We start from the raw sequence: 20,896 nt of genomic DNA, 5'->3' as shown, positions 1-20,896 counted from the left end.
CGCGTGAATCCCTGCATCATGCCACCTTTGTCAGCCTGAAGGTTTGGACGTGCCGTTCCCCCGCCGTGACCGCAGCCGCGGGCCACACGAAGGTCAATCCGAAGCCACCGGCTGCGTAGGCAGTGGCTTCGTAGAACGTGCCGGCGACGTTGACGGTCCCGGCCCTGACGAGCATGTCGTAGGTGCCGTCAGGCATGGCGAAGGTCAGCTGTTCGGATTCGCCCGGCTCGACCAGCAGCCCGATCAGGCCATGTTGCGGAATGTTGTTGATCCGCTCGACCAGGTCGGCGATCGGCACCGTGGTCGTCAGCGGCGTCAGTGACCCGACGCGGAGCGTCGGGAAGCCGATGTCGATGTCGATGTCGAATACCCGTCCCGCGGCGTTCCCCGACATGATGCCGGCACGCGCAAAGACGATGTCAGCGGCGGCCATATTGCGGGCTTGCACGAACGGACCGCTCCCGAAGGTCCGCACCGCCGCGTCCGCGATGGTGGTGGAATAGTTGCCGGTGACTGTCCCGCCCGCATTGACCCCGGTGCAGCGATGCCGGAAATCGACCACGCTGTGGGTGCCGCCGAGGCGCGCGATCTCGAAGTGGATGGTGCCGCAAACGTCGGTACCGGTTGGTGCCGATGCGCTGTCGAATGGCTGGAAATGGATGATGGGGAAGCCACCGCCGCTCGACGTCCCCTGCAGGCGCCAACGCGTGTACGGGATACCGTCCCGCACCCCGCTGGACAGGTAAACCGGCGTGATGCCCGAACCAGCGGCGACCGACCAACCGTCAGGCGGCGTCGGCGCTCCGGTGCCATCCGCCCACGGATTCGGAATTATGTTGTAGGGCAGCGCCGGGTTGTAATCGAAGCGCGCGACATCGGCCGCGGCGGACTGCAACTGGCCCCGATAGTCGTGGTACGGCGCGCTGCCCGGCCGCCGCAGCGTGGCGCCAACCTGCAGGCCGTTGAAGAGGCTCCACAGCCACCGATACGGCGCGAAGATCGGCACCGTATGCGCCGGCGCGATGCGCTGCACCGCGCAGGCATAGGAAAGCCCCTGGCCGATGGGCGAGTAGATCGACCACGCGAAGGCCCACGGCTGGTCGTAGAGCGGGTATTCGCAATGGTCCTCGCAGGTGTGCGGGCGGTGCTCGGTGATCGAGGCCGTCACGCCATAGCCGGCGATGATCTGGGCGATGGTGGGCAGGGTTGGCGTACGGCCCTCGATGATCTTCGCCAGCAGTACGCTGCGGCGCGCGGCCTTGTCCGTGACCGCCGGGTTGCACAGGTCCGGCAGGCCGTAGGCGCGCTCCCAATCCTCGAGCATTTCATCGGTCAGCGCCGGGTCGCTCTCGACCTCGGAAAGATCGGCGGTGCGTTCGTGTTGGCGCGCCTGCCCGGCGGCGATGGCAGACAGCAGCTTCGTCAGCAGCGCTTCCGGGTCTCGCGGCCAGGCCGCGCCGCGCGGCAACAGCGCCTGCAACCCCGCCAGGAAGTCGTCCTCGCCCAGCCCCGCGATCGTCATGCGAAGGTCACCGTGCCGAGTGTGGCCAGCGCGCCGGCCGACTGCGTCACGTCAGCCGATGGCACGGTCATGGTGTGCCAGCTCTCCCCGGCGGCGCGGGCGATGGCCTCGATCAGGCGCGAGCGATGGATGATGCCGGCCGGCGCCGCATCCCGGCGGATCTGCGCGGCGAGTTCTGTGGCGATGGCGGCGCGCACCGCGGCGCTGTCGGGGTTCAGGCCGGTGATGGTGACGTTGATCGGCGCCGGTGTCGGCGAGAAGACCACGCAATTGGCGGTGACGGGCCGCACCGCGTCGATATGCGCCTGGACGATCGCGACGTCGCCGGGTTCCGGGAAGATGTCCTCACGGTCATCCATCACGAAAGCGACGTCCACCGTGCCGGGGCCGCGATTGAGCGGCAGGCACCAGGCGCGCGTGACGCCGGTGATCTCCAGCGCCCAGGCGACATAGTCGGTGGCCGACCCACCCGTCGGCGGCGCCGACAGCCGCGCGCGCAGGCGGTCTCGCAACGCCGTGTCCGATTCCTCCGGCCCGCCGCCGGTCAGGCCAGCCAAGCCGACCGTCGCGGTGCCGGTGACGCCCGGGATGGCGGTGACGAAGGTCAGGCTGGCGCCGGCCTCCAGGCCGCCATCGGCGCCCGGCGTGGCGGCCAGCACCGAAAGCTCCGCCGTGCCGCTGGCGATGGTCGCCAGGGCCGCGACGGCATAAACCACGCCATCGCTGCGCGTGAGCGTGACGCCAGCGGCGATGTCCGTGCCGTTGGTGCCGGTTGCCGTCACCAGCCCGCCGGCGGCCGTGGCCGGCTTGCGCGCCAGGCCGACGATGCGGCACCAGCGGTCGAGATACACGCCCTCGGCGGTGTCCGGAATGACCTGGCGGGCGATGTGGTCGAGGTAGCCATACTGGTGATGCGCCAGGGCCGCGAAGGCTTCAGCCAGCACCATGGCGAGCGCCCGCCGCAGTGCCGCGTCCGTGCCCGTCAGGCGCGCGGCCATGTCCGCACGCGCCTGCACGCGCAGGGCCGAAAGGGTCGGGCGTTCGAAGCTCACCGGGCGGCCTCCGCGTTCCACTGCACTGAAAATTCCTCGCGCGCCGTGCGGCCCCCGCTGCGACGATCGATGCCGACGAGCAGGTGCAGCTGGTCGTCCCGGTCCCCGGCCCAGCTGGCGGTGACGTCAACCGCCGCGGCGACGCCATCCGTCAGCATCCAGGCCAGTGCATCGCGGGCGTAGATCTCGGCGCGGCGACGCGTCTCCTCGGTGCGCTTCGCCCGAGCGAGCAGCCACAGGCGGGAGCCGACCGGGTCGGCCGCGACGCCTTCCACCGGCATGTCGCCCCACCAGCCGCGGCGGTCGTCGGTACCATCCGGGATCTCGTCATCCGCGCGGGCCAGCGCGTCGGAGAACAGGCTGATCAGCACGGCGGTGCGCAGCCCGGCATCGGCCACCAGGTCGCCCTTGGCGACGGCGACGTCGGCGCGCGCCAGCAGCGGGTTCCAGATGAGGGCGATGTCGGTCATGACGGGCCCGCCGTGTTGCTGCCGCCGGGATCGACGCCGCCATGGACGTGGGTGTTGAGGTTCACGCCCGGCCCGGTCAGGGTCAACGTGCCCGACACATCCATGTCGCCGGTCACGATGACCTTCGGCGCGGTGACCTCGACATCCCCGGCGCTGACGATGGTGACCTTCAGCGCGCCGGAGATGGTCACTCCCTCCCCGTTCATCACCACCATCTGGCCGCGCTTGTCGCGCTGGACGATGTCGCCGGGGACAAGGCCTTCGGCGCGCAGCCCAGCCGTGTCGCCCTGCAGGGCCACCAAATGGTCGGGCCCGCCGACCTGCAGCACCAGCACATCCGCCCCGGCTTCCGGCACCGCCGTCATGCCCATGGGCAGTAGCAGTTCGACCCGCGTGCGCGTCTCGCCATCGGCCATCTCGACCTCAGCGAGCACGCGCCCGCCCCGGACGCGTGCGGAGCGCACCCGGCCGCGCGAGATCATCTGCGTCATGAGGGCAGCCTTCCGGAATTGGCGATGATGTCGTTGTAGGAACCACGAGCGCCTCCGCGACCCGTGCGGGCCGGCTTCAGCGGTTCGGGCAGCAGCGCTTCCTTGGGCGTCAGCACCAGCTTCGTGCGGCGGCCGCCCTGCCCCAGGGTGAATTCCGTGCCGATCACCAGCAGGTCGTGATCCAGCCGCAGCCAATCCGCCTGGATTTTCACCAGTTCATTCAGCCGCCACAGCGCACCATCGGCCTTGCGCCAGCCCTGCACGGTCGCGTCCACCTGCAGGGACTTCGCCCGTGCCGTCGCCGCCGCCCACACCGCGCGCTGCTGCGCGAAGGCGGTGTCCCCGGCCCCTTCGGCGCGAAAGATCTTCGGGCGGTAGCGCGGCACGTCCGGGTCGGTCGCGACGCCGGTGACGGATACCTGCACGCCGGCGTTCGGCTGTTCGGCTTCCTCCGAATCCTCCGCGTCGCCGTCGCCATCACGGGAGACGGCGGCGCCGGTCTGCCGCTGCGTCATCGAGACATAGCGGCTGAAGCGCTTCGAGACATCGATGCGGGCCGAAGCGGCGAGCAGGTTGCGCCCGAGCTCGAGGCTGCCGGCCGCGCGCCGCTCCCCCGCGCGCGTCAGCACGAGGCGACCCTGTTCATCATCATGGCAGATCACGCCGCGCAGCCGGCCTAGCCGCTCGATGGTGGCCCAGGCGGTGTCGGTCTTTTCCTTCGCCTCCACGCCGAAGGGCGCGCCGTCCGGCGCTTCGGTCACCACATCGATGCCGAAGGGCTGCGCGAGGGCGCGGGCGATGGCGGGCAGCGTGCTGCCGCGAAATTCGGTGCCGCGCAGTTCGGGCGTGCAGTCCACCAGGTCACAGGTCCTGCTGCGGCCACGGATGCGCACGCGGTGCGTCTTGGCATCGGTCTCGGGCTCGACGACATCGACATAGCCCTTCAGCACCGGGTCCCCGCCGAGGCGGATTTCGGTCTCGGCGAAGGGCAGGATGCGCCATGCCTCGGTGCGGCCGGGCCAGCGTTCCGAGACGGTGAGGTCGAAGTCGCCCGCCGCGCGGTCCATGGAACGGGTGACGCGGAATTCGGTCCAGCCGGCATAGATGCTGCCGCCGATGAGGAGTTCGACGGCGTCGGTCACGGCCGCAACATCCTCCCCTGCCCCGGCATGAACAGCGGGTGCGGCACCGCATTCAGCGTCACCAGTGCATCGGCCTGCCCGGCCTCCGCATACAGCCGCTGCGAAAGCGCCAGTGCCGGCAGCACGCCCGGCAGGGCATACGCGGCGATGCGCGGCAGTTGCGCGGCGCGGTCGGTCAGGTCCGCATGGACCGCCGCGGCCAGCGCCCGCCAGCCGACATACAGCGCGTCCTGCCCCGCATCGGCCGCCGCATCCCCGCGCGCCTGGATCAGATCGAGCAGGTCATCCCGCGCGGTCAGCGCCGCATCGGCGCTCGGCCAGGCCGAGAGCGAGGCCGCCTGCGCCGCCGCCAGCGTCGCCGCGTCCATCGCCACGCCATGGGCCGAGGCCAGCGCCGCCTGTTCCGTCGCATCGGCGCTGGCGGGCTGCGCCAGGCCGGCGGCGGTCACCAACACGCGGAAGGGTTCGGCGGCCGGTTCGGCGTCGCTGCGGCTGGCGATGGCCACGCCATCATCCAGCACCGCGACCGGCAGCAGGTCCGCATCGACCACGGCGAGATAGGGCGCGGTCAGCGCATCGGCCGCGCTCACCGGGTCGGTGAAGGGGTCGGCGGCGAGGTCGCCGATGGCATCGATGATGCCGGTCACCTCGTACAGCGGCAGGGCCAGCAGCCCGTCCGTCAGGTCCGAGACCAGATCCCCGGCGAAGCCCAGCACCACGCCCTGCGCGAAGCCCAGCAGGTCCCCGCGCGCGGCGGTGACGATGGCATAGGCGGTCTTGGCCAGGGTCAGCACGCGCTTGGCGGTTGAAACCACCTGGCCCAGCGTGTCGTTGCGCTCGGTCGGGCTCGCTTCCTCGCCGGCGTCGACGAAGACGAGGTCGAAGGTGCAGACGCGGCCTTCCTTCATGCTCTCGCGGTACGAGATGGTTAGGCACCGCGCCTGTTTCTCCCCGAGGTAGGGATGGACCAGCGTGCCCTTGTCGCCGCTGTCCTGGCAGGCAGCGACCAGCGCGTCCCGCGCCGTGAAGTAATCATCGCCGATGACGAATCCGGTGATGCGCCAGCGCGCCGTGGCCCGGCCGAGATCCTCGGTGAAGCCGGTGTCGCGCAGCGGGAATTCATGTTCCGCGACGCGCCGACCGCCATCGGCGTTGTGGTCGGCCACCAGGAAGCCGGCGCCACGGAAGGAGGCCGGGCGCAGGCCGGCGCGCCAGCCGCCGCCGGAGGTGCCGGCGGCCAGCACGCCGCTGGCGAGGCTCTGGGCGCGGCCGAGCAGGTCCGACATCAGATGGCGCCCATGGTGGCATAGCCGACGTCGAGTTCCGGCGACTGCACGCCGGTGCCGCGCGTTTCAGCCTGGACGCGCGCACCCTGCGGCACGTTGTCGAAGGTCATGTGCAGCCGCACCTCGCCTTGTGGCGGGGATGCCGCGGCGCCGCCACTCGATTGCTGGCGATACAGCGGCTGGAGCGGCGCCCGGCTGCCCTGGCGCTGGAAGGCCGGCTCGCCGGTGTCGGGGTCGAGCGCCGGACCGTCATAGAAGCCGCCGAGGGCGCCCCGCCCGCCGAAGTTCTGCGCGCGTTCCGCCTGCGCCTCCGGGCTGAAGGCCGGGTTGGTGCCGCCGCCCGGCAGGAGGGAGGCCAGCGCCTCCGCCCCCGCGATCACCGCCCGCACGATGGGGCCGATCAGCGCCCAGCCGGCGGTGAACGCCGAGGCGATGCCCGACCATAGGCCGCTGAAGAAGCCCTCGAGCGGTTCCCACACCGCCATGATGCCGCGGGCGATGGCCGCGAAGACGCGCTGCGTTTCCTGCATCTGCTCGGAATTGACGAAGCGGTCCCAGCCGGCGGTGATTCCCTCCCAGATGCCCTGGAAGAAGCCGACGATGCCGTCCCAGTGCAGGTAGATCAGCGCCGCCGCGGCGGCGATGGCGGCGACCGCCGCGCCGATGGGGTTGGTCAGCAGTGCCGCGGTCAGGGTGGTGATGGCGAGCAGCAGCGGGCCGGTGATGACGGCGACGACGCCAATGATCACCCCGCGCCAGCCGTCGATGGCGTTGAAGACGCGCTCGGCGACGGTGAGGAACTGCGCCAGGCCCTCGCGCACCTGGCCGAAGTCGATCTGCCGGAGCCAGCCGACGACGCCCTCGATCCAGCCCGTCACGTTGGTGGCAATCAGGTCGCGGTTGGAGGCGACCCAGGTGGCAAGCTGCGAGAATAGCGGCGCCAGCACGGGGGCGAGTTGCACGGCGATGGCGTCGCGCACGCCGAGCAGGCTGTGATGCACCTCATTCATGCCATCCCCGACGGCGTCGAGCGCCTCGACGCTACTGCCAGTGATCTGCCCGTTGAGTTCCCGCCAGCGCTGCTGCTGCTCGCCCAGTGCCGCCGTGCCTTGCGCCAGCACCGCGATCAACGGGCCGCCGGCGCGACCGAAGGCGGTCATGGCGATGCGGGTGCGCACCGCGCCGTTCTCGTTGCGCTGCATCGCCTGCGCGAGCTGCGGCAGGATGGCCGCCGCCGAGCGGACATGCCCGTTGCTGTCCCGCACGCTGATCCCGAGGCGGCTGAACAGTCCGGCGAGTTCCCGGTTCTTGCCGGCCGCGACATCGGCGATGCCGCGGTTGAGCCGTTCCATGGCGCCGGTGAACTGCTCGCCGCTCACCCCGCCCTGCTCGAAGGCGAATCCGAGGGACTGGATATCCTCGACCGACATGCCGAGCCGGCCCGACAGGTCCGCCAGGGCACCGCCGGCCTCGACCGCCGCATTCATGCTGGAGACGAGGCCAATGCCGACCGCCGTTGCCGCGCCGGCCGTGATCGCCCCCCAGCGCGCCGCCGAACCGGCCAGCGCCGCGAAACTGCGCTGCACGCCGAGCGCCGAAGCGCTGATCCGCTGCATGCCGGACATGCCGGCGATAGCACGCAGGCGCGTGGCGATGACGGCGAGCGGGCCGCCGGTGCGGTCGAGCACCGAGATGACCGCTTCGAACCGCCGGCTGGTGGTGCCGCTCATGCGTGGGTTCCTTGCGGTTGGGCGCGCGGGTGCGGCTCACGCCTGGCGGAAGGCCAGGGAGTGCCATGCGGGCTGTGGTGTCGGTGAAGGAGCGCCGCTACGGGCGACAGCAGCAGGCCAACGGCGAGGCGCCTACGGCTTCCGCGCCTTCATGATCCGCCGTGCATGTTCGTGGTGCCGCCGCATGTCTTCGAGGTCGAGCGCCATCACATAGGCGATGTCGCCCCAGAAATGGGCGAGGTCGAAATAGGCGTCGATCACGCCGTCGGGGTCGCCGAATCCCCCGCCTGCACCCCGAAAAAACCCAGAACGACACCCATCGCGGCGAAGAAGTCGACCGGCGAAAGCTTGTCCACCGCCGAGGGCGGGATGCCGGCGAGGTTCGCGATGTAGCGATGCACCACCGCCGCGTCGGTGATGATGCTTTCGTCGCTGGAGCTCATGCGGAACGGCATGCCGGTGACCCGGATGTCCTTGCCGTTCGGCGCGCGCAGCGACAATTCGGTCAGGGTGTCGCCATGTGCCTCGATCGGCGTCGTCAGATGAACCGTCCCGGTCATCGGTCAAAGCTCCCTGCACGTCAGGCCGAAGAAGGTGATGGAGACATCGCCCTCATCCCCATTCAGCTTCAGGTCGCCGGCCTGGAAGGCGTCGGCCAGCACATAGACTGTCCCGCTGGCGAGTTCCGCCGTCACGGTCTTGCCGGTCCAGCCCGCGATCCTCTTCAGGCTCAGGCCCTTCGTCTTCGTCACCTTCACGGTGATGGAGGGCGCCTTCGGCGTTTCCTTCCAGCCGTGAACGCCGTCGAGCCCGACGATCGGCTCGCGCGTCGACTCCGTGGGGTCGATCTCAATCTCCCCCTTGAGCGCGAGTTGCTCGTCATCCACCTTGATGTAGGCCGCCCCGGCCTGCCGTTCCAACGCCATGGTTCAGGCCCTTCTCAGCTGCGGAATTGTGCGAGAACGGCCAGCACGCGCAGGCCGTTGACCAGGTTCGGCGCGTAGAGCACGTCGAGCCGGCTGACATCGTTGATGTTGCGCTGGACGATGGTCGCCGCGGCGAAGCCGTCGACATCCTCGACCAGCCCTTCGCGCTCCATGATCGCGTAATGCGCGACCAGTTCGGCCTTGAAGCTGGACGGCGTGACGATCGACTGCCCAGGCCCGAAGCGCGTGCCGTCATTCGCCAGCTTCGATCGCCCGAATTTCTGCGTCACCGTCGCCTTCAGGCGTCGGATGACTGCCATCAGGGTGAACAGCGTCTCGACATCCAGATACGACTGGTCCGCCGCGCCCCATGCGTTGGTGCGATAGGTGGTGACCATGCGCAGGATGGAGGCCGACCCATCCGACCCGAAGGTGGCGAGCGCGATGCCGGACGACAGCAGGGATTGCTGTTCCGTCAAGGTGAAGCGCTTGCCCGTGGGCGGCGCCTTCACGCCATAGATGGACAGCGTCTGCAACGGCCGCGCCGGGTCCGCCTTCAGCGCCACGGCCGAGGCCGCCGCTGCCGCCGCCGCCCACACCGCCGGGCAGGACGGGCTTTCGTTGGTGCCGAGCACGGACACATGCTGCCCGTTGCGCGTGCCGCCCAGCGTCAGCAGCGTGGCGGAGGTACCGCGCGCCGAGGTCCACACATGCCCGTAGATCTGCTTGGCATAGGACCAGCGGCCGGAGGTGTCGTTCATCACTGTGTCGAAGGCGGTCAGCGCCGTGGCAGTCGCCCAGGGCATCACGATGAAGTCGAAAGGCTCGTCGGCGAGCAGGGTGGCCAGCGTCGTCAGGTCCGGGTCACCGCTGCCGGTCACGCCTGTCGCGAAGGTCAGGCCGACGCCGGCGGGCAGCGCCTCCCCGCTCGCGCGGCCGTAGTAGGAATGCCGCACGTCGATATCGTTGCCGCAGGTGCCGGCGTTCTTCGCGGTCAGGGTGACGACCGCCGAGGCCGCCGCCGCCGTGACCGGCAGGGAGGTATCGGCGGTGACCGCCGCGGCGATGGCCGTGGCAATGGCTGTGGCGGCATCGGCCGAGGCCACGCCCACCTGCACCAGCTTGCCGGCGACATACAGCGCAATGGTGCCCGCCGCGGTCGCCGGGCCGGTGACGGTGACAGTCTTCGTCGCCTTCACCCCCGCGCCGGCGTCGGCGAGCGGCAGGATCCACACCTCGCCCACCGTGTCATTGGCGCGCCAGCCCGCCATCATGCGCGCGATCTGCGACCCGGCGCCGCACAGGTCGGCCACCTGGTCGGCCGAGGGCAGGTAGGTGAGTTCGACCGGCGTGCCCGCGACGGTCTTCTGCCCGATCAGCAGCGCGCGCTGCGTGACGGTGCTCGGCCCGGCGCGGGAATTGTCGAATTCCGCCCAGAACAGTGGCACCCGCAGATCCTGCGGGATCGTGCTGAAGCCAATGGAGCCGGTGTTCCCGCTCATGCGTGGGTCCCTTTCTCAGGATTCGGGGAAGGTGATGGTCAGCGGGGCGGCCTCGGGCCGGCCGTCCGGGCCTTGCTGGCGCGGCGGCGCGGCGGGCGCTGGGAATGGGTCGATGGCCGGATAGGCGCCGGCCTGGTCGGCCGGGTCGATCGCGTCGATCACGACGTTCGCCGTGGTCAGCGGCGGCAGGCCCTTCGGTTCGAAGGTCTCGGTGAACTGCATGTCGATCGACAGCGCTTCCTCACCGATGGTGCGCTCGCTGTCCTTGGTCGTGCGCCGCTCGCTGTCCAGTCCGGCGATCTCCTCGGCCAGCGCGACGAAGGATGGGTCGGTCATCAGCACGTCCTCAGCCGCCTCGCCCAAGTCATCGAGCAAGAGATCGACTGCGACGTCGTTGGTGCCCTCGGCGCGCAGCATGACGACGAAGGTCACGATGGCGCGGAAAGTCGGCGCTGCAGTGCCAATGCTGAGCGAGGTGCGCCGTGTGCGGAGCGCGTAGACCAGCGCCGCCGGCATGGCGCCGGCATCAACCAGCCCCGCGGCCGGCAGCGGCCAGACGCGGGATGTGTAGACACGACCGCCGAGCCTCGGGAGGCCGGCCACCAGGCGGGCCGCGATCGCGTCACGGATCTCCGCACGCGTGGTGGTCATGACCCCAGCACCTGGCCGCTCGGCGTGAAGGGCAGGCCGCCTATGGCCGCGCCTTCCGTCGAGAGGGCGCGGGCGCCGAGGATCAGCAGGGCGCCGCCGGCACCGTCATGCTCCACGTCCTGGATCAGGTAGTGCAGCACGACATCGCCGACCGCCACCGCCTCATCCACATGCACCGCGCGGCCCCGCCGGATGCGGACATCGATGGCGTCGCCCTGCTTCGGGTCGCCCCATTCGCCGATGCTGACGCCGATCTGCGACCGGCTCGCCGAGATCGGTGCGCCATCGGCCCCGAACCCAACCTCGATGTGCAGCCGGTCGAACACGCCGCGCCGGATGGCGGACGTGCCACCAACCGGCGCGACGGCGACCCGTACGGCGAACATCTCCATTGCCGGGGCAAGGAGGTCGTCGCCGAACGGGTCTTCGAACGGCTCGGTGAGGTCTGACATGCCGCGCCGTCAGCCGGTCAGGTGCGCTTGCCGCGCAGCAGCACGTCCGGCCGCGAGCACAGCATCAGCGGATAGGAATAGACCTCCTGCCGCCACCAGGCGTTACGGTCCCTGTCGCGGATCGGGATGACGTAGATCGGCTTGCCCGGCGTATTCACCCAGTCGAAGGTCTCCGCCGGCGCCAGCACGCGCTGGAACACGCCAGGCGCACCAGCGGGGAAGAAGGCGACCTTGTCGGTGCCGACCTTGATCGTGGTGTTGTCGTCGGACCCGCGATAGTTGAACCATTCGATGTCGCCGAAGCGCATCGCCCGGAAGGCCGTACCCTTGCGCAGATCCTCCGCCGCCGCCCAGTTCAGGAAGGTCTGCGTGACCTCGGGGTGAGCGACCAGATTGTCCCAGAACGCATCGCCGCACATCGCCATGACGCGCGTCTGGGTGGTGAAGGCGCCCTTGGCGGCCCGCGCCATGGTGCGCACCACGCCAGCGCACGCCGTGCGCAGCGCACCGGCGGCCGGGGTAGCGTTGTCGAGGTCGAAGTCGATCTCGGCGGGCTGCGAGATACCGAATTCGGTGAACCAGTTGTAGATGGTGCTGCCATCCGCATCGAGCACGATGCCTTGCACCGCACCCAGGCGCATGCGCTCCCAGGTATATTCGACGCTGGAGGTCAGCCCGGTCGGGCCGTTCAGGCGCCGCGCCACCTCCGCCTGCACCTGCATCAGCTCGCTTTCCTGGCCGAAGGCGCGCACCGACTGGATTTCATCGGCCTGCAGCGTGTCGGCCATCGAGATGCGTGGGACCTCGAAATAGCGCATGCGGCGCTTTTCGCCCTGGCGCTCCGTCGGCGGCGCGCCGCGCGGCGAGGTCGGGATGACGACCAGCGTGCCGTCCCGCTCCTCGACCGCCGCCGCCTTGTCGCGGATCGGCACATCGGTGAACAGGTTGAGCTCACCGAGCCCGGTCGGATTGAAGGGGTTGCGCTCGACGGCCGACGTCAGGGACATCGTCGTGAACGGATCCTGGTTGAAGACGTCGAGCGTCGCCATGGTTGATAGTCTCCGTGATGGTGGGGTGCGGCCCGGGTCCGGCGCCGCTCGGGGGCGCGCCGGGTGCGGCGCGCGGATCAGCGGCCGATGATGCCGACCGCGGCGAGGTCCACGAGGCCGGCGGTCTTGTCCGCATCCGCCGCGGCAGCGAACCAGGACAGCTCGGCCTTGTTGACCTCGGCATCGCGGGCAATGACGACGGCCTTGAGGTCTCCGGTCGCGGGCACGGTGACGTTGTCGTACAGGATCACCTTCGCGGCCTCGGTCCCGTCCGTCCCGACATTGTCGTATTCGACATACTTGCTGGTGGCGGTGACCAGGGCGAGCACATGACCCGCAGGATAGGTCAGAGCGGTCGAGCCGTTGGACGCGAGGGTGACGACCTCGCGCGAGCGGAAGCCGTTGGCCTCCGACACGATGAATTCGCCGGCGCGCCGGCCTTCCGTCAGGACAGGCATGGTGGATTCTCCTTGGAGGTTCGGGTCAGCGAGCCGCGCGCTTCATCGCCGCGTCCCAGGAAGCGGCGACCTGCGCCGCCGCCGGCTTCTCCCCGCCGCCCGGCGGCAGGCGCGGGTTGTCCGCCCCTTCCATCCGTTCATCGAGGCTGCGACCCCGCCCGCGCCCGGCGCCCGCCCCGGTGCCCGCCAGGGCTGCGAGGGAGGCGACGGCCGCGCTGCGCGGCATGGTGGTGTGGAAGGCGAGCTGCGCGGCGACATCCGCCCGGCCTGCGGCGTGCGGGGAGGCGAAGATGGCGGCGCAGCGGGCGCGTTCCCGCCGGCGGGCCTGCGCGGCGGCGGAATTGCCGCGCATTTCCTCATCCGGGTCCTCTTCCTCGGGGTCGCCCTCATCTTCCGCCGCACCCTCGCCCGCCTTGTCGTCCTCGCCGTTGGGCTCGGGCGGCGGGTCCTTCGGGTCGGTCGCCTTGTCCTCAGCTTCCTCTTCCTCGCCTTCGGCGTCGGGCGCGTCCTTCGGCGGCTCGCCCTCAGCCTTGGGGGCACGGCGCGGGCCGAAGCCTGCGAGATGGGCGAACGGCGACAGCGCCGCCGCCGCCCGGGTGCGGAGGGTCATGGTCGGTTCCTTTCGGGGCAGATGAGCCGGGGTCAGCCCAGCGTGGTCAGCAGCGCGGCGAAGGCTGCATCGGGCGCCAGCACCGCATCGGCGAGGCCGGCCTTCACCGCCTCCCCGGTCAGGGCTGGCAGGCAGGCGGCTTCAAGGGCGCGGATTGCCTTGGGCGAGACGCCGCGGTTGCGCGCCACCGTCTCGATGAACAGCTCGCCCACCGCGTCGATTTCCACCTGCAGGCGCGCCAGAAGGTCGGGCTTCACGCCCTGCATCTCCGCCCGGCCGACTTCGGCCTTGCGCTTGCCGTGATGGATGAAGTGAACGGCGATGCCGCCCTCGGCGAGGGCCTGCGAGAAGTCCACCACCATCGAGATGACGCCGATCGACCCGACGCCGCCGGTGCGCGGCACGGTGATGTGGTCGCAGGCGGAAGCGATGGCGTAGGCGGCGGAATAGGCTTCCTCGGCACAGATGGCCCAGATCGGCTTTTCGCCGCGCGCGGCGAAGATGGTGTCGGCCAGGTCGAAGCAGGCAGCGACTTCCCCACCTGGCGAGGAGATGATGAAGGCGACGGCCTTCACCGCCGGGTCGGCGACCGCGCTCAGCAGGTTGGTGCGCAGCCCGTCATAGCCGGTCATACCGCAATAGGGGCGCAGCGTGCCGAGCCGCTGCACCAGCATGCCCTCGACCTCGATCACAGCGACGCCGCCGATGATGTCGTAGCCCTCGCGCCAGCCGGCGCCGCCCTCTTCCTCGAAGCCGGCGGCCGAGGCGTGGATCTCGACCACGCTGCCATCGGCGCGGAACAGATGCGCGATGCCGAGCCGGTCGGCGAGCACCGCCATCGCCAGTTCCGCCTTGCCCGGCAGAATGGCGAGCGGCCGGTTGAACAGGCGCTGCGACAGGTGGGCGAAGCGCTCGTTCATGCATCGCTCCTCATGGCGTCGAGACGGGCTGCCGCCGCTGCGCCGTAAACATGTTCATTCCGCTTGCCTCACAAGGAGAACTCACCGCATGGTGTTCTACTGTCGAGAGAAGCTGACCGATGCAAAGACAAGCCTTTTGTTCAGCATTACTATTGCTTTCGGCGTGCGGCACCGAAATCGAAGCAATTGCCCCAAGCTCCATCGGTCGCGTCCAAACAGAAATACGTCGGCAGATTGATACGTACACAATTCTCGCTCAGTACCGACCGTTCTTTGTGAAGAACACGGAGCTGGTGCGTTTGATCGACCACAGTTCGACATTTCAATGTGGCCGCGGAAATCTCGCTTACCGAATCTCTAAAGTGCGTGCGGAATTGACCGTCGACACAACAGTCAGCGGATCCGCAGCTGTAAGCGCCGGCATACCTATTCCACCTGTGAGCAGCGTTGCACTTTCGGGTGGCTTCGGCGGATCGCAATCGACGGTGCAGACCCTGCGCTACCATGTCTGGCCGATCCACTCACCGAATGGACCACCATCCGCCGCACCAGGTGAGCCCGTCGACGAACGGCTCGCGCCCTTGCCCACAGATCCAGTGATCGTCCGCCAAATCATCGAGGCACTCGACGGCGCCCCGATAGCCGCAAATCTGCTCAATCTGCGGAATCAGCAGATTGTTAGTGGCATGTATCGAAACCCCATCACCGGCCAAGACAATCCGATCGTTCGCACCTGCTTCACCAACTTCGATCCGGGCAACCCTTCCGAGGCGCCCGGGAACTACGTTGATATCGGCTTGACCATCACCGATGACAGGCAGGGGGGCATCACTCTCGGTATCGGCCCCGCATCAGTCGGCTTGGCAGGCAAATGGAGCCGCACGGTCGGCAATTCGCTAGTGGTCTACTTTGCACAACCTGGTCTCGATACGGTGCAAGCGGCGTCCGACCATGCTCGAGCGGCATGCCGGGATGGTCAACAAACTTCCACGGCATGCGACCGTGCACGCTGGTCGCTCTTTCAGATCGTCAACGGATCCATCCCCTCGGTCGGCAACGGCACAGGCGTCATGAGGGGCAGGTTTCGCACCACCACACCCGCCAGTGCCCCAGTGCCTCCGCAAAACACGCCTCCGGCTGGCCGACCCCCGACCCCTGGCGCGTCAAACGGATGCGATGACGGAGAGGGGGACAACCGTGCAGTTGGAGTTCACCGCCGGAACCTACCGCGGTGTTAGGTCGCATCGCCCGCCTGCGGTGAGTCGTTCGCCGGCGCCTGCACCGCCGCCGCCGCCACGGCCCCCGCCCATGACGGCAGCGGCAGGCCGCGGCTCTTGAACGCCGCGACTTCGATGGCCCGCTGGTCCAGCACGTCCTCGTAATCCATGCCGGCATTCTCCGAGGCTTCGTGCTCCAGCGTCGACACGCCCATTTCCATGCGCAGCTGGCTGCCGGTCGGTTCCTTCACCGGGTCCACCCAACCACGGCCAGGCCCGCGCCAGTCGCAGCGAGCATAAGCGCCGCGCATCTCCGCGAAGTCCGGCGCGCCATTCGGCATCGGCGGGCCGTCGCGCTCCATCGCCTCCTCGAGGAAGGCGACCCACACCGGCTGCGCGAAGCCGCGGGCGAACCCGCTGCGGCGCCGCGTGATGGTCTTCCACGTCTCCAGCAGGGCCGCGCGGGCGCTGCTGTAATTCGTCCGCGACCAATCCTGCGAGACCTGCATCTCCGACTGCCCGGTCGCCGCCGCGATGTTGCGCAGAATGGCAGCCTGGAAGGCCGGATAATTGCCCGAAGGCCGGTTCGCCGCGACGGTGTTGATCTTCTCGCCGGGGAACAGCGTCGGTAGGCGCACACCGTTGAAGGACAGGCGCCGGTCCTCATGGAACTTGGACCGTTCCGCCTGATAGCCGGAGAGCTCGGCCTCGGTGCTCAGGCTGTCGCGCACCAGATCCGAATCAAAGGGGCTTTCGATGTAGGCGGCGAGGATGGCGTTGACCACCGCAGCCTGCAGCTCGACCGAATCATAGCGCGACAGCATGCGCATGCGCGACAGCACCGGCGCCAGCACGCCGACGCCGCGATGCTGCCCGATGCGGTCCTGTTCGAAGTAATGCACCACGACCGGGCGGCCCCAGGCGGTCTCGCGCGCATAGCTTGACCAAGTGAAGCCGCTGGCGCCGGCATACCAGTCGCCGGGGTGACCATCGCGGAAGTGGTACCGCACCGCGGCGCCGTCCGCATCGATCTCGACGCCACCACGATGCGTCGCATCGTCTTCCATGTCGTTCGGGTTGCACAGCCGGTCGGGCTCCACCAGCGCCACCGTTGTCGCATAGTGCCCGCGGCCATAGGCCATGCGCTCCGGGCGCCAGGGCAGCGTCGCCACCGCGTCGCCTTCCGTCAGCATCGTGCGGAAGGACAGCTGGAACTGCTCGCCCGTGGTCGATTGCCGCGCCGCGTCACACCAGCAGGCCGGGTCCTGCGCCCAATCGCGCCAGCACCCCTTGGCCCAGGAGGTGAATTCCGCCGCCCAGGTCGCGTCGAATGCCGGCGAATACCAGGCGAGCGAGCGGAAATCCGGCTTCGGCGCCGGGCGAAGGTCCGCGCCCACCGCGCTGTCGACGATGCGGGTGATGGAACCCGAGGCCCAGCCGTCATTGCGCGCAAGGTCCCGGATGCGCGAGACCATGTCGCGGCGAGACGGATTCACGTCCGCATCCGCGCTGCGGTAGGACGGCATCCAGCCCGTCATTTCCTGGCTGGTCTGGGATGCCGCGTCATAGCTGCCGCCATTGCCGATGCTCGCCATGGAGCGGCGACGCGCCGGCAGCGGCAGGCCGTTGGGCCCGAGCAGGACGGGGGCGTTCATCAGAATCGCACCCCAATCGCGCGGCGGCGCGACGGCAGGCACAGTTCCCGCCGCAGATCCGCGATGTAGCCGCGCAGAGCATCGATATTGGCCTGCGTGTACTTCATCGACCGGCTGACCTGCCCGGCCGCATAGGTCACCTGTTCGGCCTTCGACCCGGTCAGCAGGCGATGATACGCAGTCTCCGCCTCCGACAGGCGGGCCTGCAGCGTCGCGGCGTCGGCCATGGATGCTCCGTTCAGGCCAGCATGCTGGCGATGCTGCGCGCCCCGCCCGTCGCGGAACGCCGCGCGGCGGCGGCGATGGCGGTGAGCGACGGCGTGGTCTCGGCTTCCGGCTCGCGCGGCATTTCCACCACCATGCTGTTGCTGTCCCACTCCGCCTGCCATGCCCGCGGGCGCGCCCAGTCGATCAGGTGAAGACCATGCAGGCGGGCCACCACTTCGCAGCCCACCATCATGTCCAACACCTCATTGCGCAGATGCGGTTCGCGCTTCGTCCACACGCCGGTGACCGAGTGCCGAACCTCCGCCGCGATCTGCTCGAAGAAGTCGTGCGGCGCCGCCTCGCTCAGCAGCGCCGCCGGAAAATTCACCGAGGCCCCGGCCGGCGGTATCACCGAGAGCTGCGCGGAAAGCGCATCCTTCGCGTAGCTCGGGTTGAACCGCAGCACCGGCACCTGACCGCGTGCCGCTGCCTTGCGGTCCTTCCGCTGGCTGTTCGGATACACAATCTGGATGCGCGGCGCTTCGCGGGTCGAGGCACCGCGCGTCGGCACCAGCGTCCACACATCGCGGAATTCGATCAGGCCCAGCTTCCGCGCCCGCCCCGCCTTCTTGCGGCGCAGCCATGCGGCATAGGCCTGTTCCGTCACACCAGGCTGGCCCTGCGAATCAAATCCGACAGCCCAAACACGCATGCCGCGCCCCGACCCATCCGCCAGCGGGTAGATGGCGTCCTGCATCCGGTCGAGCAGGTCGTCCCAGTCTTCCGGGTTGCTACCCGGTTCGGCCGGCATCACCTGCCGATCGATCACCCAGGACTGCCCGCCCTCGCCCCAGCCGCGCACCAGCCATTCGAAGCGGCTGCCCTGCGCGTCGGCCCAGGCCGTCAGGAAGCGGACGCCTTCCGGCACTACGCCCAGCGCCAGCCCCTTGTCGGCCCGCTTCGCCAGCACCGCAGCATCGATGCTGCCCATCTGCGCCGACACCGCGAAGGGCTCGCCGAAGGTCTTCACCACCACCTGGCGCAGGCCCTCGATATCGCCGAGCTCGGCGGCGCGTTCCGCCTGCGCCCTCACCCGCGCCAGCCCGCCGATGCCGTCCTTCGTGAAGGGCGACATCACGCCGAGGATCCACGCGCCGGCGGTCTTCACCTGCCGGCGCTGCCCGGTCACGCGGCCCTCATCGTCGATCGTCTCGCCGTCACCGACCCATCGGCCGGCAAGGTTCATCGCGTACCGCTCGCCATCCTCGATCAGGCAGCCATTCACGGGGCAGACGAGCCGCGCCCGTTCCTGGATCTCATCGAGCGACGCATCCTTCGGCCAGTCCAACACCATGCGCCGCGACGCGTTCGGGTGCGGCGACGAATACGCCCCGCAATGCGGGCACGGCCACCACCAGGTGCAGCGCGTGCTGTCGGCGTACACGGCCATGATGCCGCGCTGCTTGGATCGCGGCGCATCGAGCGGCGCCCCGCGATCGGGATGGCTCATCAACAGCATCTTCGAATCGGCACCGGCCGCCTGGCGCCGAGGGTTCAGCAGCGCCAGCGGGTCGCCGAGCGAGATGTCGTAATTGTCGAACTCATCACCGACGATGCGGGCGACATGCTTGTTCACCAGCGAATTCGCGGTGAATGTCAGGAACTCCGCCCGCCCGCCACGGAACCGCTTGAAGGCGACCGAATCCCGCCCGTGCCGCAGATGCCCTATCAACGGATCGTGCTGGTCCAGCATCGTGTCGATGCGCGCCTTCACATAGGCGTCGAGCGCGGCATCGGTGTTCAGATACCAGAGCAGTTCGGCCGGATCGCTCTCGATCGTATAGAGCAGCCAGTTCTCCGCGATCATGGTCTTGCCGCAGGCGCCGGGCCCGACGATGACTTCGGTGTCGTACTGGTCGTCACTGAGCCAATGCATCGGCTCGGTCAGGTACGGCGCCGTGTCATGCGACCAGCGCTCGAGGTGCGAACCGACCGGCGACTTCACCCACCGACGCTGCGCGGCATGGTCGGCCACCGACATGCGGTTCGGCGGCAGGAAGGCGTCGAATGTCTCGCGCAGCACGCGCGCGGCATCGGCATAGGCGAAGCGCGCTGCGTCAGGCTGCGGGGGCATGCTCCTCTTCCTCGGGTGGCGGCTCCGCGTCTTCGCTCAGCAATGTCTTGAGCTTGCGGTGCAGTTCCCGCTGCTGCGCCTCGATCGCGCGGCGCATGTCGCGCACCACGGCATCGGGCAGGTTGTGTCGGCGGCCAATCTGGCCCGGCAGGCTGGACAGGAACTGCGACAGCGGCGTCCACGCAGCCGTCAGGCGCATGCGCATGTCGCTGGTCAGCACCAGGAAGCCGCGTTGCTTGGCGACGTCATCCTCGACGCGCATCGCCTGCGCGACCTTGAGGCGCTCCGTCGCTGACAGGACGCGCTCGCCCTCTGGCTGCAGTTCCTCGATCGGCAGGCTGACCTGGGCGAGCAAGTCGTCGCGCTGGTCCCTCGCCGCCGCTTCCTCATCCCGCTTGGCCTGGACGAAGGCGATGACCGCCTCAGGGTCCAACTGCCACGGAACACCGTTGCGGCCCTCGGCGACCACCGGAAAGTCAGGATGCTTGCGCATCATCGCGCGCAAGGTCGGCAGGGAGATGCGGAGTTTATCCGCCATCTCTTCCAGGTTCACGGTGACCATGGGACCCCGCTGCCGCGCCGCGCGCGGACAGAAACAGGAAAAACAACAGAACCCGTTGTTTTGGTTGGAAAATTCAGCGACCAACCGCGGCGCGAAATACCCGCGGTAGCCAACGGGCTGGGAAGGACCCGCATACTACATCTAGGGCGACTACACCGAGCACCCTACATCTAGGGGCGTGCCGTCCGCATGGCCCACGCGATCGCCTCGCCCATCAGGCGGTCGAAGTCGCGGCGCATCACCGCCTCGACGCGCGGGAAGAAGAACGGATGCGGCGTGACCCGCTTCGGCCCGTCAAAGCGGGCGAGAAGCTTCACCGTCCCCGCCTCTTCATCGCGCTCCCAGAAGCCACCGATGCCCTTCACCGTGCCGACGAAGGTGGACTTCTTCCGCTTCGCACTGGCCAGGCCGCGCCGCGTGATGTTGCCGTACTGATTCAGCGCAATGGCCGCTGGCGTGATCAGGGCGCGCTTCTTTGGTTGGCGCATCCCGCTGAGTTCCTGCAAGCGCAGGTACTCCGCCTGGACATCCTTCACGAATATCCGCGCCTCCAGGCGCGTCTTGCGCGCCGGGACAATGCTGATGCCATTCACGCTGAATGGTGTCGGTCGGTCGAATGTATGCGGCATGCCGCTCTTGACGTGATCTCGGCCAAGTTCAGCCGTGCGGGTCAGCGCCGTCGCGGCGGCGATGGGAAGCTGGGTGCGGCCGAAGTTGCCGAGCGTCATCTCAAGACGACGGAACTCCGCTGCGAAGGACATGGTCAGCACATTGCCACCTCCGCCGAAACGCAAAGCGCCCGGCGGAGGGCTCCGGCCGGGCGCGATTCTCAATGCTAGGGAGAGATGGCCACGAAACGT

23 protein-coding genes are annotated in these 20,896 nt (G+C 69.0%); 1 reads left to right on the top strand and 22 read right to left on the bottom strand.

The window, feature by feature from the left end:
• Positions 1–16 precede the first annotated feature (16 nt).
• The 17 genes from IEY36_RS10875 to IEY36_RS10800 form a co-directional block, all read right to left on the bottom strand.
• Positions 17–1,522, bottom strand: coding sequence for a putative phage tail protein (locus tag IEY36_RS10875; RefSeq protein ID WP_188967097.1), 1,506 nt, complete (start codon positions 1,520–1,522; stop codon positions 17–19).
• Positions 1,519–2,574 (bottom strand): baseplate J/gp47 family protein, encoded by a 1,056-nt coding sequence (locus IEY36_RS10870; protein WP_188967096.1) that lies wholly within the window; start codon positions 2,572–2,574, stop codon positions 1,519–1,521. The genes IEY36_RS10875 and IEY36_RS10870 overlap by 4 nt, the downstream gene beginning before the upstream one ends.
• On the bottom strand, positions 2,571–3,044 hold the full coding sequence (locus IEY36_RS10865) for a phage GP46 family protein (protein ID WP_188967095.1): 474 nt from the start codon (positions 3,042–3,044) through the stop codon (positions 2,571–2,573). Before IEY36_RS10865 ends, IEY36_RS10870 begins: the two co-directional genes overlap by 4 nt.
• On the bottom strand, positions 3,041–3,535 hold the full coding sequence (locus IEY36_RS10860) for a phage baseplate assembly protein (protein WP_188967094.1): 495 nt from the start codon (positions 3,533–3,535) through the stop codon (positions 3,041–3,043). The genes IEY36_RS10865 and IEY36_RS10860 overlap by 4 nt, the downstream gene beginning before the upstream one ends.
• Positions 3,532–4,677 carry a phage baseplate assembly protein gene (locus IEY36_RS10855; protein ID WP_188967093.1) on the bottom strand — a complete coding sequence of 382 codons (1,146 nt, stop codon included), beginning with the start codon at positions 4,675–4,677 and terminating at the stop codon, positions 3,532–3,534. The genes IEY36_RS10860 and IEY36_RS10855 overlap by 4 nt, the downstream gene beginning before the upstream one ends.
• Positions 4,674–5,963 carry a DNA circularization protein gene (locus tag IEY36_RS10850; protein ID WP_188967092.1) on the bottom strand — a complete coding sequence of 430 codons (1,290 nt, stop codon included), beginning with the start codon at positions 5,961–5,963 and terminating at the stop codon, positions 4,674–4,676. Before IEY36_RS10850 ends, IEY36_RS10855 begins: the two co-directional genes overlap by 4 nt.
• On the bottom strand, positions 5,963–7,693 hold the full coding sequence (locus IEY36_RS10845; protein ID WP_188967091.1) for a phage tail tape measure protein: 1,731 nt from the start codon (positions 7,691–7,693) through the stop codon (positions 5,963–5,965). Before IEY36_RS10845 ends, IEY36_RS10850 begins: the two co-directional genes overlap by 1 nt.
• Positions 7,694–7,825: 132 nt before the next feature.
• A complete protein-coding gene (locus tag IEY36_RS31095; RefSeq protein WP_268238121.1) occupies positions 7,826–7,954 on the bottom strand; it encodes a hypothetical protein in 129 nt (42 codons plus the stop codon).
• Positions 7,951–8,253: a phage tail assembly protein gene (locus IEY36_RS10840; protein ID WP_188967090.1), complete on the bottom strand. Its 303-nt coding sequence runs from the start codon at positions 8,251–8,253 to the stop codon at positions 7,951–7,953. The genes IEY36_RS31095 and IEY36_RS10840 overlap by 4 nt, the downstream gene beginning before the upstream one ends.
• A gap of 3 nt (positions 8,254–8,256) precedes the next feature.
• The gene (locus IEY36_RS10835; RefSeq protein WP_188967089.1) at positions 8,257–8,619 is read right to left on the bottom strand and encodes a phage tail tube protein; all 363 of its coding nucleotides are present in this window, start codon (positions 8,617–8,619) and stop codon (positions 8,257–8,259) included.
• A 14-nt stretch (positions 8,620–8,633) separates the two neighbouring features.
• Positions 8,634–10,121, bottom strand: coding sequence for a phage tail sheath subtilisin-like domain-containing protein (locus IEY36_RS10830; RefSeq protein WP_188967088.1), 1,488 nt, complete (start codon positions 10,119–10,121; stop codon positions 8,634–8,636).
• Between the two features lie 15 nt (positions 10,122–10,136).
• Positions 10,137–10,772: a hypothetical protein gene (locus IEY36_RS10825; RefSeq protein ID WP_188967087.1), complete on the bottom strand. Its 636-nt coding sequence runs from the start codon at positions 10,770–10,772 to the stop codon at positions 10,137–10,139.
• Positions 10,769–11,224: a head-tail joining protein gene (locus tag IEY36_RS10820; RefSeq protein WP_188967086.1), complete on the bottom strand. Its 456-nt coding sequence runs from the start codon at positions 11,222–11,224 to the stop codon at positions 10,769–10,771. Before IEY36_RS10820 ends, IEY36_RS10825 begins: the two co-directional genes overlap by 4 nt.
• A gap of 17 nt (positions 11,225–11,241) precedes the next feature.
• On the bottom strand, positions 11,242–12,273 hold the full coding sequence (locus IEY36_RS10815) for a major capsid protein (RefSeq protein WP_188967085.1): 1,032 nt from the start codon (positions 12,271–12,273) through the stop codon (positions 11,242–11,244).
• A gap of 77 nt (positions 12,274–12,350) precedes the next feature.
• Positions 12,351–12,731, bottom strand: a complete 381-nt coding sequence (locus IEY36_RS10810; RefSeq protein ID WP_188967084.1) for a head decoration protein — start codon at positions 12,729–12,731, stop codon at positions 12,351–12,353.
• A gap of 25 nt (positions 12,732–12,756) precedes the next feature.
• Positions 12,757–13,341, bottom strand: a complete 585-nt coding sequence (locus IEY36_RS10805; protein WP_188967083.1) for a hypothetical protein — start codon at positions 13,339–13,341, stop codon at positions 12,757–12,759.
• A gap of 32 nt (positions 13,342–13,373) precedes the next feature.
• Positions 13,374–14,261 carry a S49 family peptidase gene (locus tag IEY36_RS10800; protein ID WP_188967082.1) on the bottom strand — a complete coding sequence of 296 codons (888 nt, stop codon included), beginning with the start codon at positions 14,259–14,261 and terminating at the stop codon, positions 13,374–13,376.
• Between the two features lie 119 nt (positions 14,262–14,380).
• Here IEY36_RS10800 and IEY36_RS10795 point away from each other — a divergent pair, with 119 nt between their 5' ends.
• Positions 14,381–15,499 (top strand): hypothetical protein, encoded by a 1,119-nt coding sequence (locus tag IEY36_RS10795; RefSeq protein WP_188967081.1) that lies wholly within the window; start codon positions 14,381–14,383, stop codon positions 15,497–15,499.
• On the opposite strand, the gene IEY36_RS10790 is transcribed toward IEY36_RS10795, so the two are convergent.
• The 5 genes from IEY36_RS10790 to IEY36_RS10770 all read right to left on the bottom strand — a co-directional run bounded on the left by IEY36_RS10790 (position 15,496) and on the right by IEY36_RS10770 (position 20,806).
• Positions 15,496–17,133, bottom strand: a complete 1,638-nt coding sequence (locus tag IEY36_RS10790; protein WP_188967080.1) for a phage portal protein — start codon at positions 17,131–17,133, stop codon at positions 15,496–15,498. The two genes, IEY36_RS10795 and IEY36_RS10790, sit on opposite strands and share 4 nt — an antisense overlap.
• Positions 17,133–17,360, bottom strand: a complete 228-nt coding sequence (gene gpW, locus IEY36_RS10785; protein ID WP_188967079.1) for a gpW family head-tail joining protein — start codon at positions 17,358–17,360, stop codon at positions 17,133–17,135. Before gpW ends, IEY36_RS10790 begins: the two co-directional genes overlap by 1 nt.
• Positions 17,361–17,371: 11 nt before the next feature.
• Positions 17,372–19,474 carry a terminase gpA endonuclease subunit gene (locus IEY36_RS10780; RefSeq protein ID WP_188967078.1) on the bottom strand — a complete coding sequence of 701 codons (2,103 nt, stop codon included), beginning with the start codon at positions 19,472–19,474 and terminating at the stop codon, positions 17,372–17,374.
• Positions 19,458–20,120 carry a hypothetical protein gene (locus IEY36_RS10775; protein ID WP_229681247.1) on the bottom strand — a complete coding sequence of 221 codons (663 nt, stop codon included), beginning with the start codon at positions 20,118–20,120 and terminating at the stop codon, positions 19,458–19,460. Before IEY36_RS10775 ends, IEY36_RS10780 begins: the two co-directional genes overlap by 17 nt.
• Before the next feature lie 86 nt (positions 20,121–20,206).
• Entirely contained in the window at positions 20,207–20,806 is a 600-nt protein-coding gene (locus IEY36_RS10770) for a hypothetical protein (protein WP_188967076.1), read from the bottom strand.
• Positions 20,807–20,896: the final 90 nt, after the last annotated feature.

It is taken from the genome of Neoroseomonas lacus, from assembly GCF_014644535.1.
Classification (GTDB): domain Bacteria; phylum Pseudomonadota; class Alphaproteobacteria; order Acetobacterales; family Acetobacteraceae; genus Neoroseomonas; species Neoroseomonas lacus.
This window is presented reverse-complemented; position numbering and strand designations above follow the sequence as displayed.

Excerpts from the sequence above, each read along its gene's own strand:
- IEY36_RS10875 (WP_188967097.1), bottom strand. The coding sequence starts at position 1,522 with ATGACGATCGCGGGGCTGGGCGAGGACGACTTCCTGGCGGGGTTGCAG.
- IEY36_RS10865 (WP_188967095.1), bottom strand. The coding sequence starts at position 3,044 with ATGACCGACATCGCCCTCATCTGGAACCCGCTGCTGGCGCGCGCCGAC.
- IEY36_RS10860 (WP_188967094.1), bottom strand. The coding sequence starts at position 3,535 with ATGACGCAGATGATCTCGCGCGGCCGGGTGCGCTCCGCACGCGTCCGG.
- IEY36_RS10850 (WP_188967092.1), bottom strand. The coding sequence starts at position 5,963 with ATGTCGGACCTGCTCGGCCGCGCCCAGAGCCTCGCCAGCGGCGTGCTG.
- IEY36_RS10845 (WP_188967091.1), bottom strand. The coding sequence starts at position 7,693 with ATGAGCGGCACCACCAGCCGGCGGTTCGAAGCGGTCATCTCGGTGCTC.
- IEY36_RS10840 (WP_188967090.1), bottom strand. The coding sequence starts at position 8,253 with ATGACCGGGACGGTTCATCTGACGACGCCGATCGAGGCACATGGCGAC.
- IEY36_RS10835 (WP_188967089.1), bottom strand. The coding sequence starts at position 8,619 with ATGGCGTTGGAACGGCAGGCCGGGGCGGCCTACATCAAGGTGGATGAC.
- IEY36_RS10830 (WP_188967088.1), bottom strand. The coding sequence starts at position 10,121 with ATGAGCGGGAACACCGGCTCCATTGGCTTCAGCACGATCCCGCAGGAT.
- IEY36_RS10825 (WP_188967087.1), bottom strand. The coding sequence starts at position 10,772 with ATGACCACCACGCGTGCGGAGATCCGTGACGCGATCGCGGCCCGCCTG.
- IEY36_RS10820 (WP_188967086.1), bottom strand. The coding sequence starts at position 11,224 with ATGTCAGACCTCACCGAGCCGTTCGAAGACCCGTTCGGCGACGACCTC.
- IEY36_RS10815 (WP_188967085.1), bottom strand. The coding sequence starts at position 12,273 with ATGGCGACGCTCGACGTCTTCAACCAGGATCCGTTCACGACGATGTCC.
- IEY36_RS10810 (WP_188967084.1), bottom strand. The coding sequence starts at position 12,731 with ATGCCTGTCCTGACGGAAGGCCGGCGCGCCGGCGAATTCATCGTGTCG.
- IEY36_RS10805 (WP_188967083.1), bottom strand. The coding sequence starts at position 13,341 with ATGACCCTCCGCACCCGGGCGGCGGCGGCGCTGTCGCCGTTCGCCCAT.
- IEY36_RS10800 (WP_188967082.1), bottom strand. The coding sequence starts at position 14,261 with ATGAACGAGCGCTTCGCCCACCTGTCGCAGCGCCTGTTCAACCGGCCG.
- IEY36_RS10795 (WP_188967081.1), top strand. The coding sequence starts at position 14,381 with ATGCAAAGACAAGCCTTTTGTTCAGCATTACTATTGCTTTCGGCGTGC.
- IEY36_RS10790 (WP_188967080.1), bottom strand. The coding sequence starts at position 17,133 with ATGAACGCCCCCGTCCTGCTCGGGCCCAACGGCCTGCCGCTGCCGGCG.
- gpW (WP_188967079.1), bottom strand. The coding sequence starts at position 17,360 with ATGGCCGACGCCGCGACGCTGCAGGCCCGCCTGTCGGAGGCGGAGACT.
- IEY36_RS10780 (WP_188967078.1), bottom strand. The coding sequence starts at position 19,474 with ATGCCCCCGCAGCCTGACGCAGCGCGCTTCGCCTATGCCGATGCCGCG.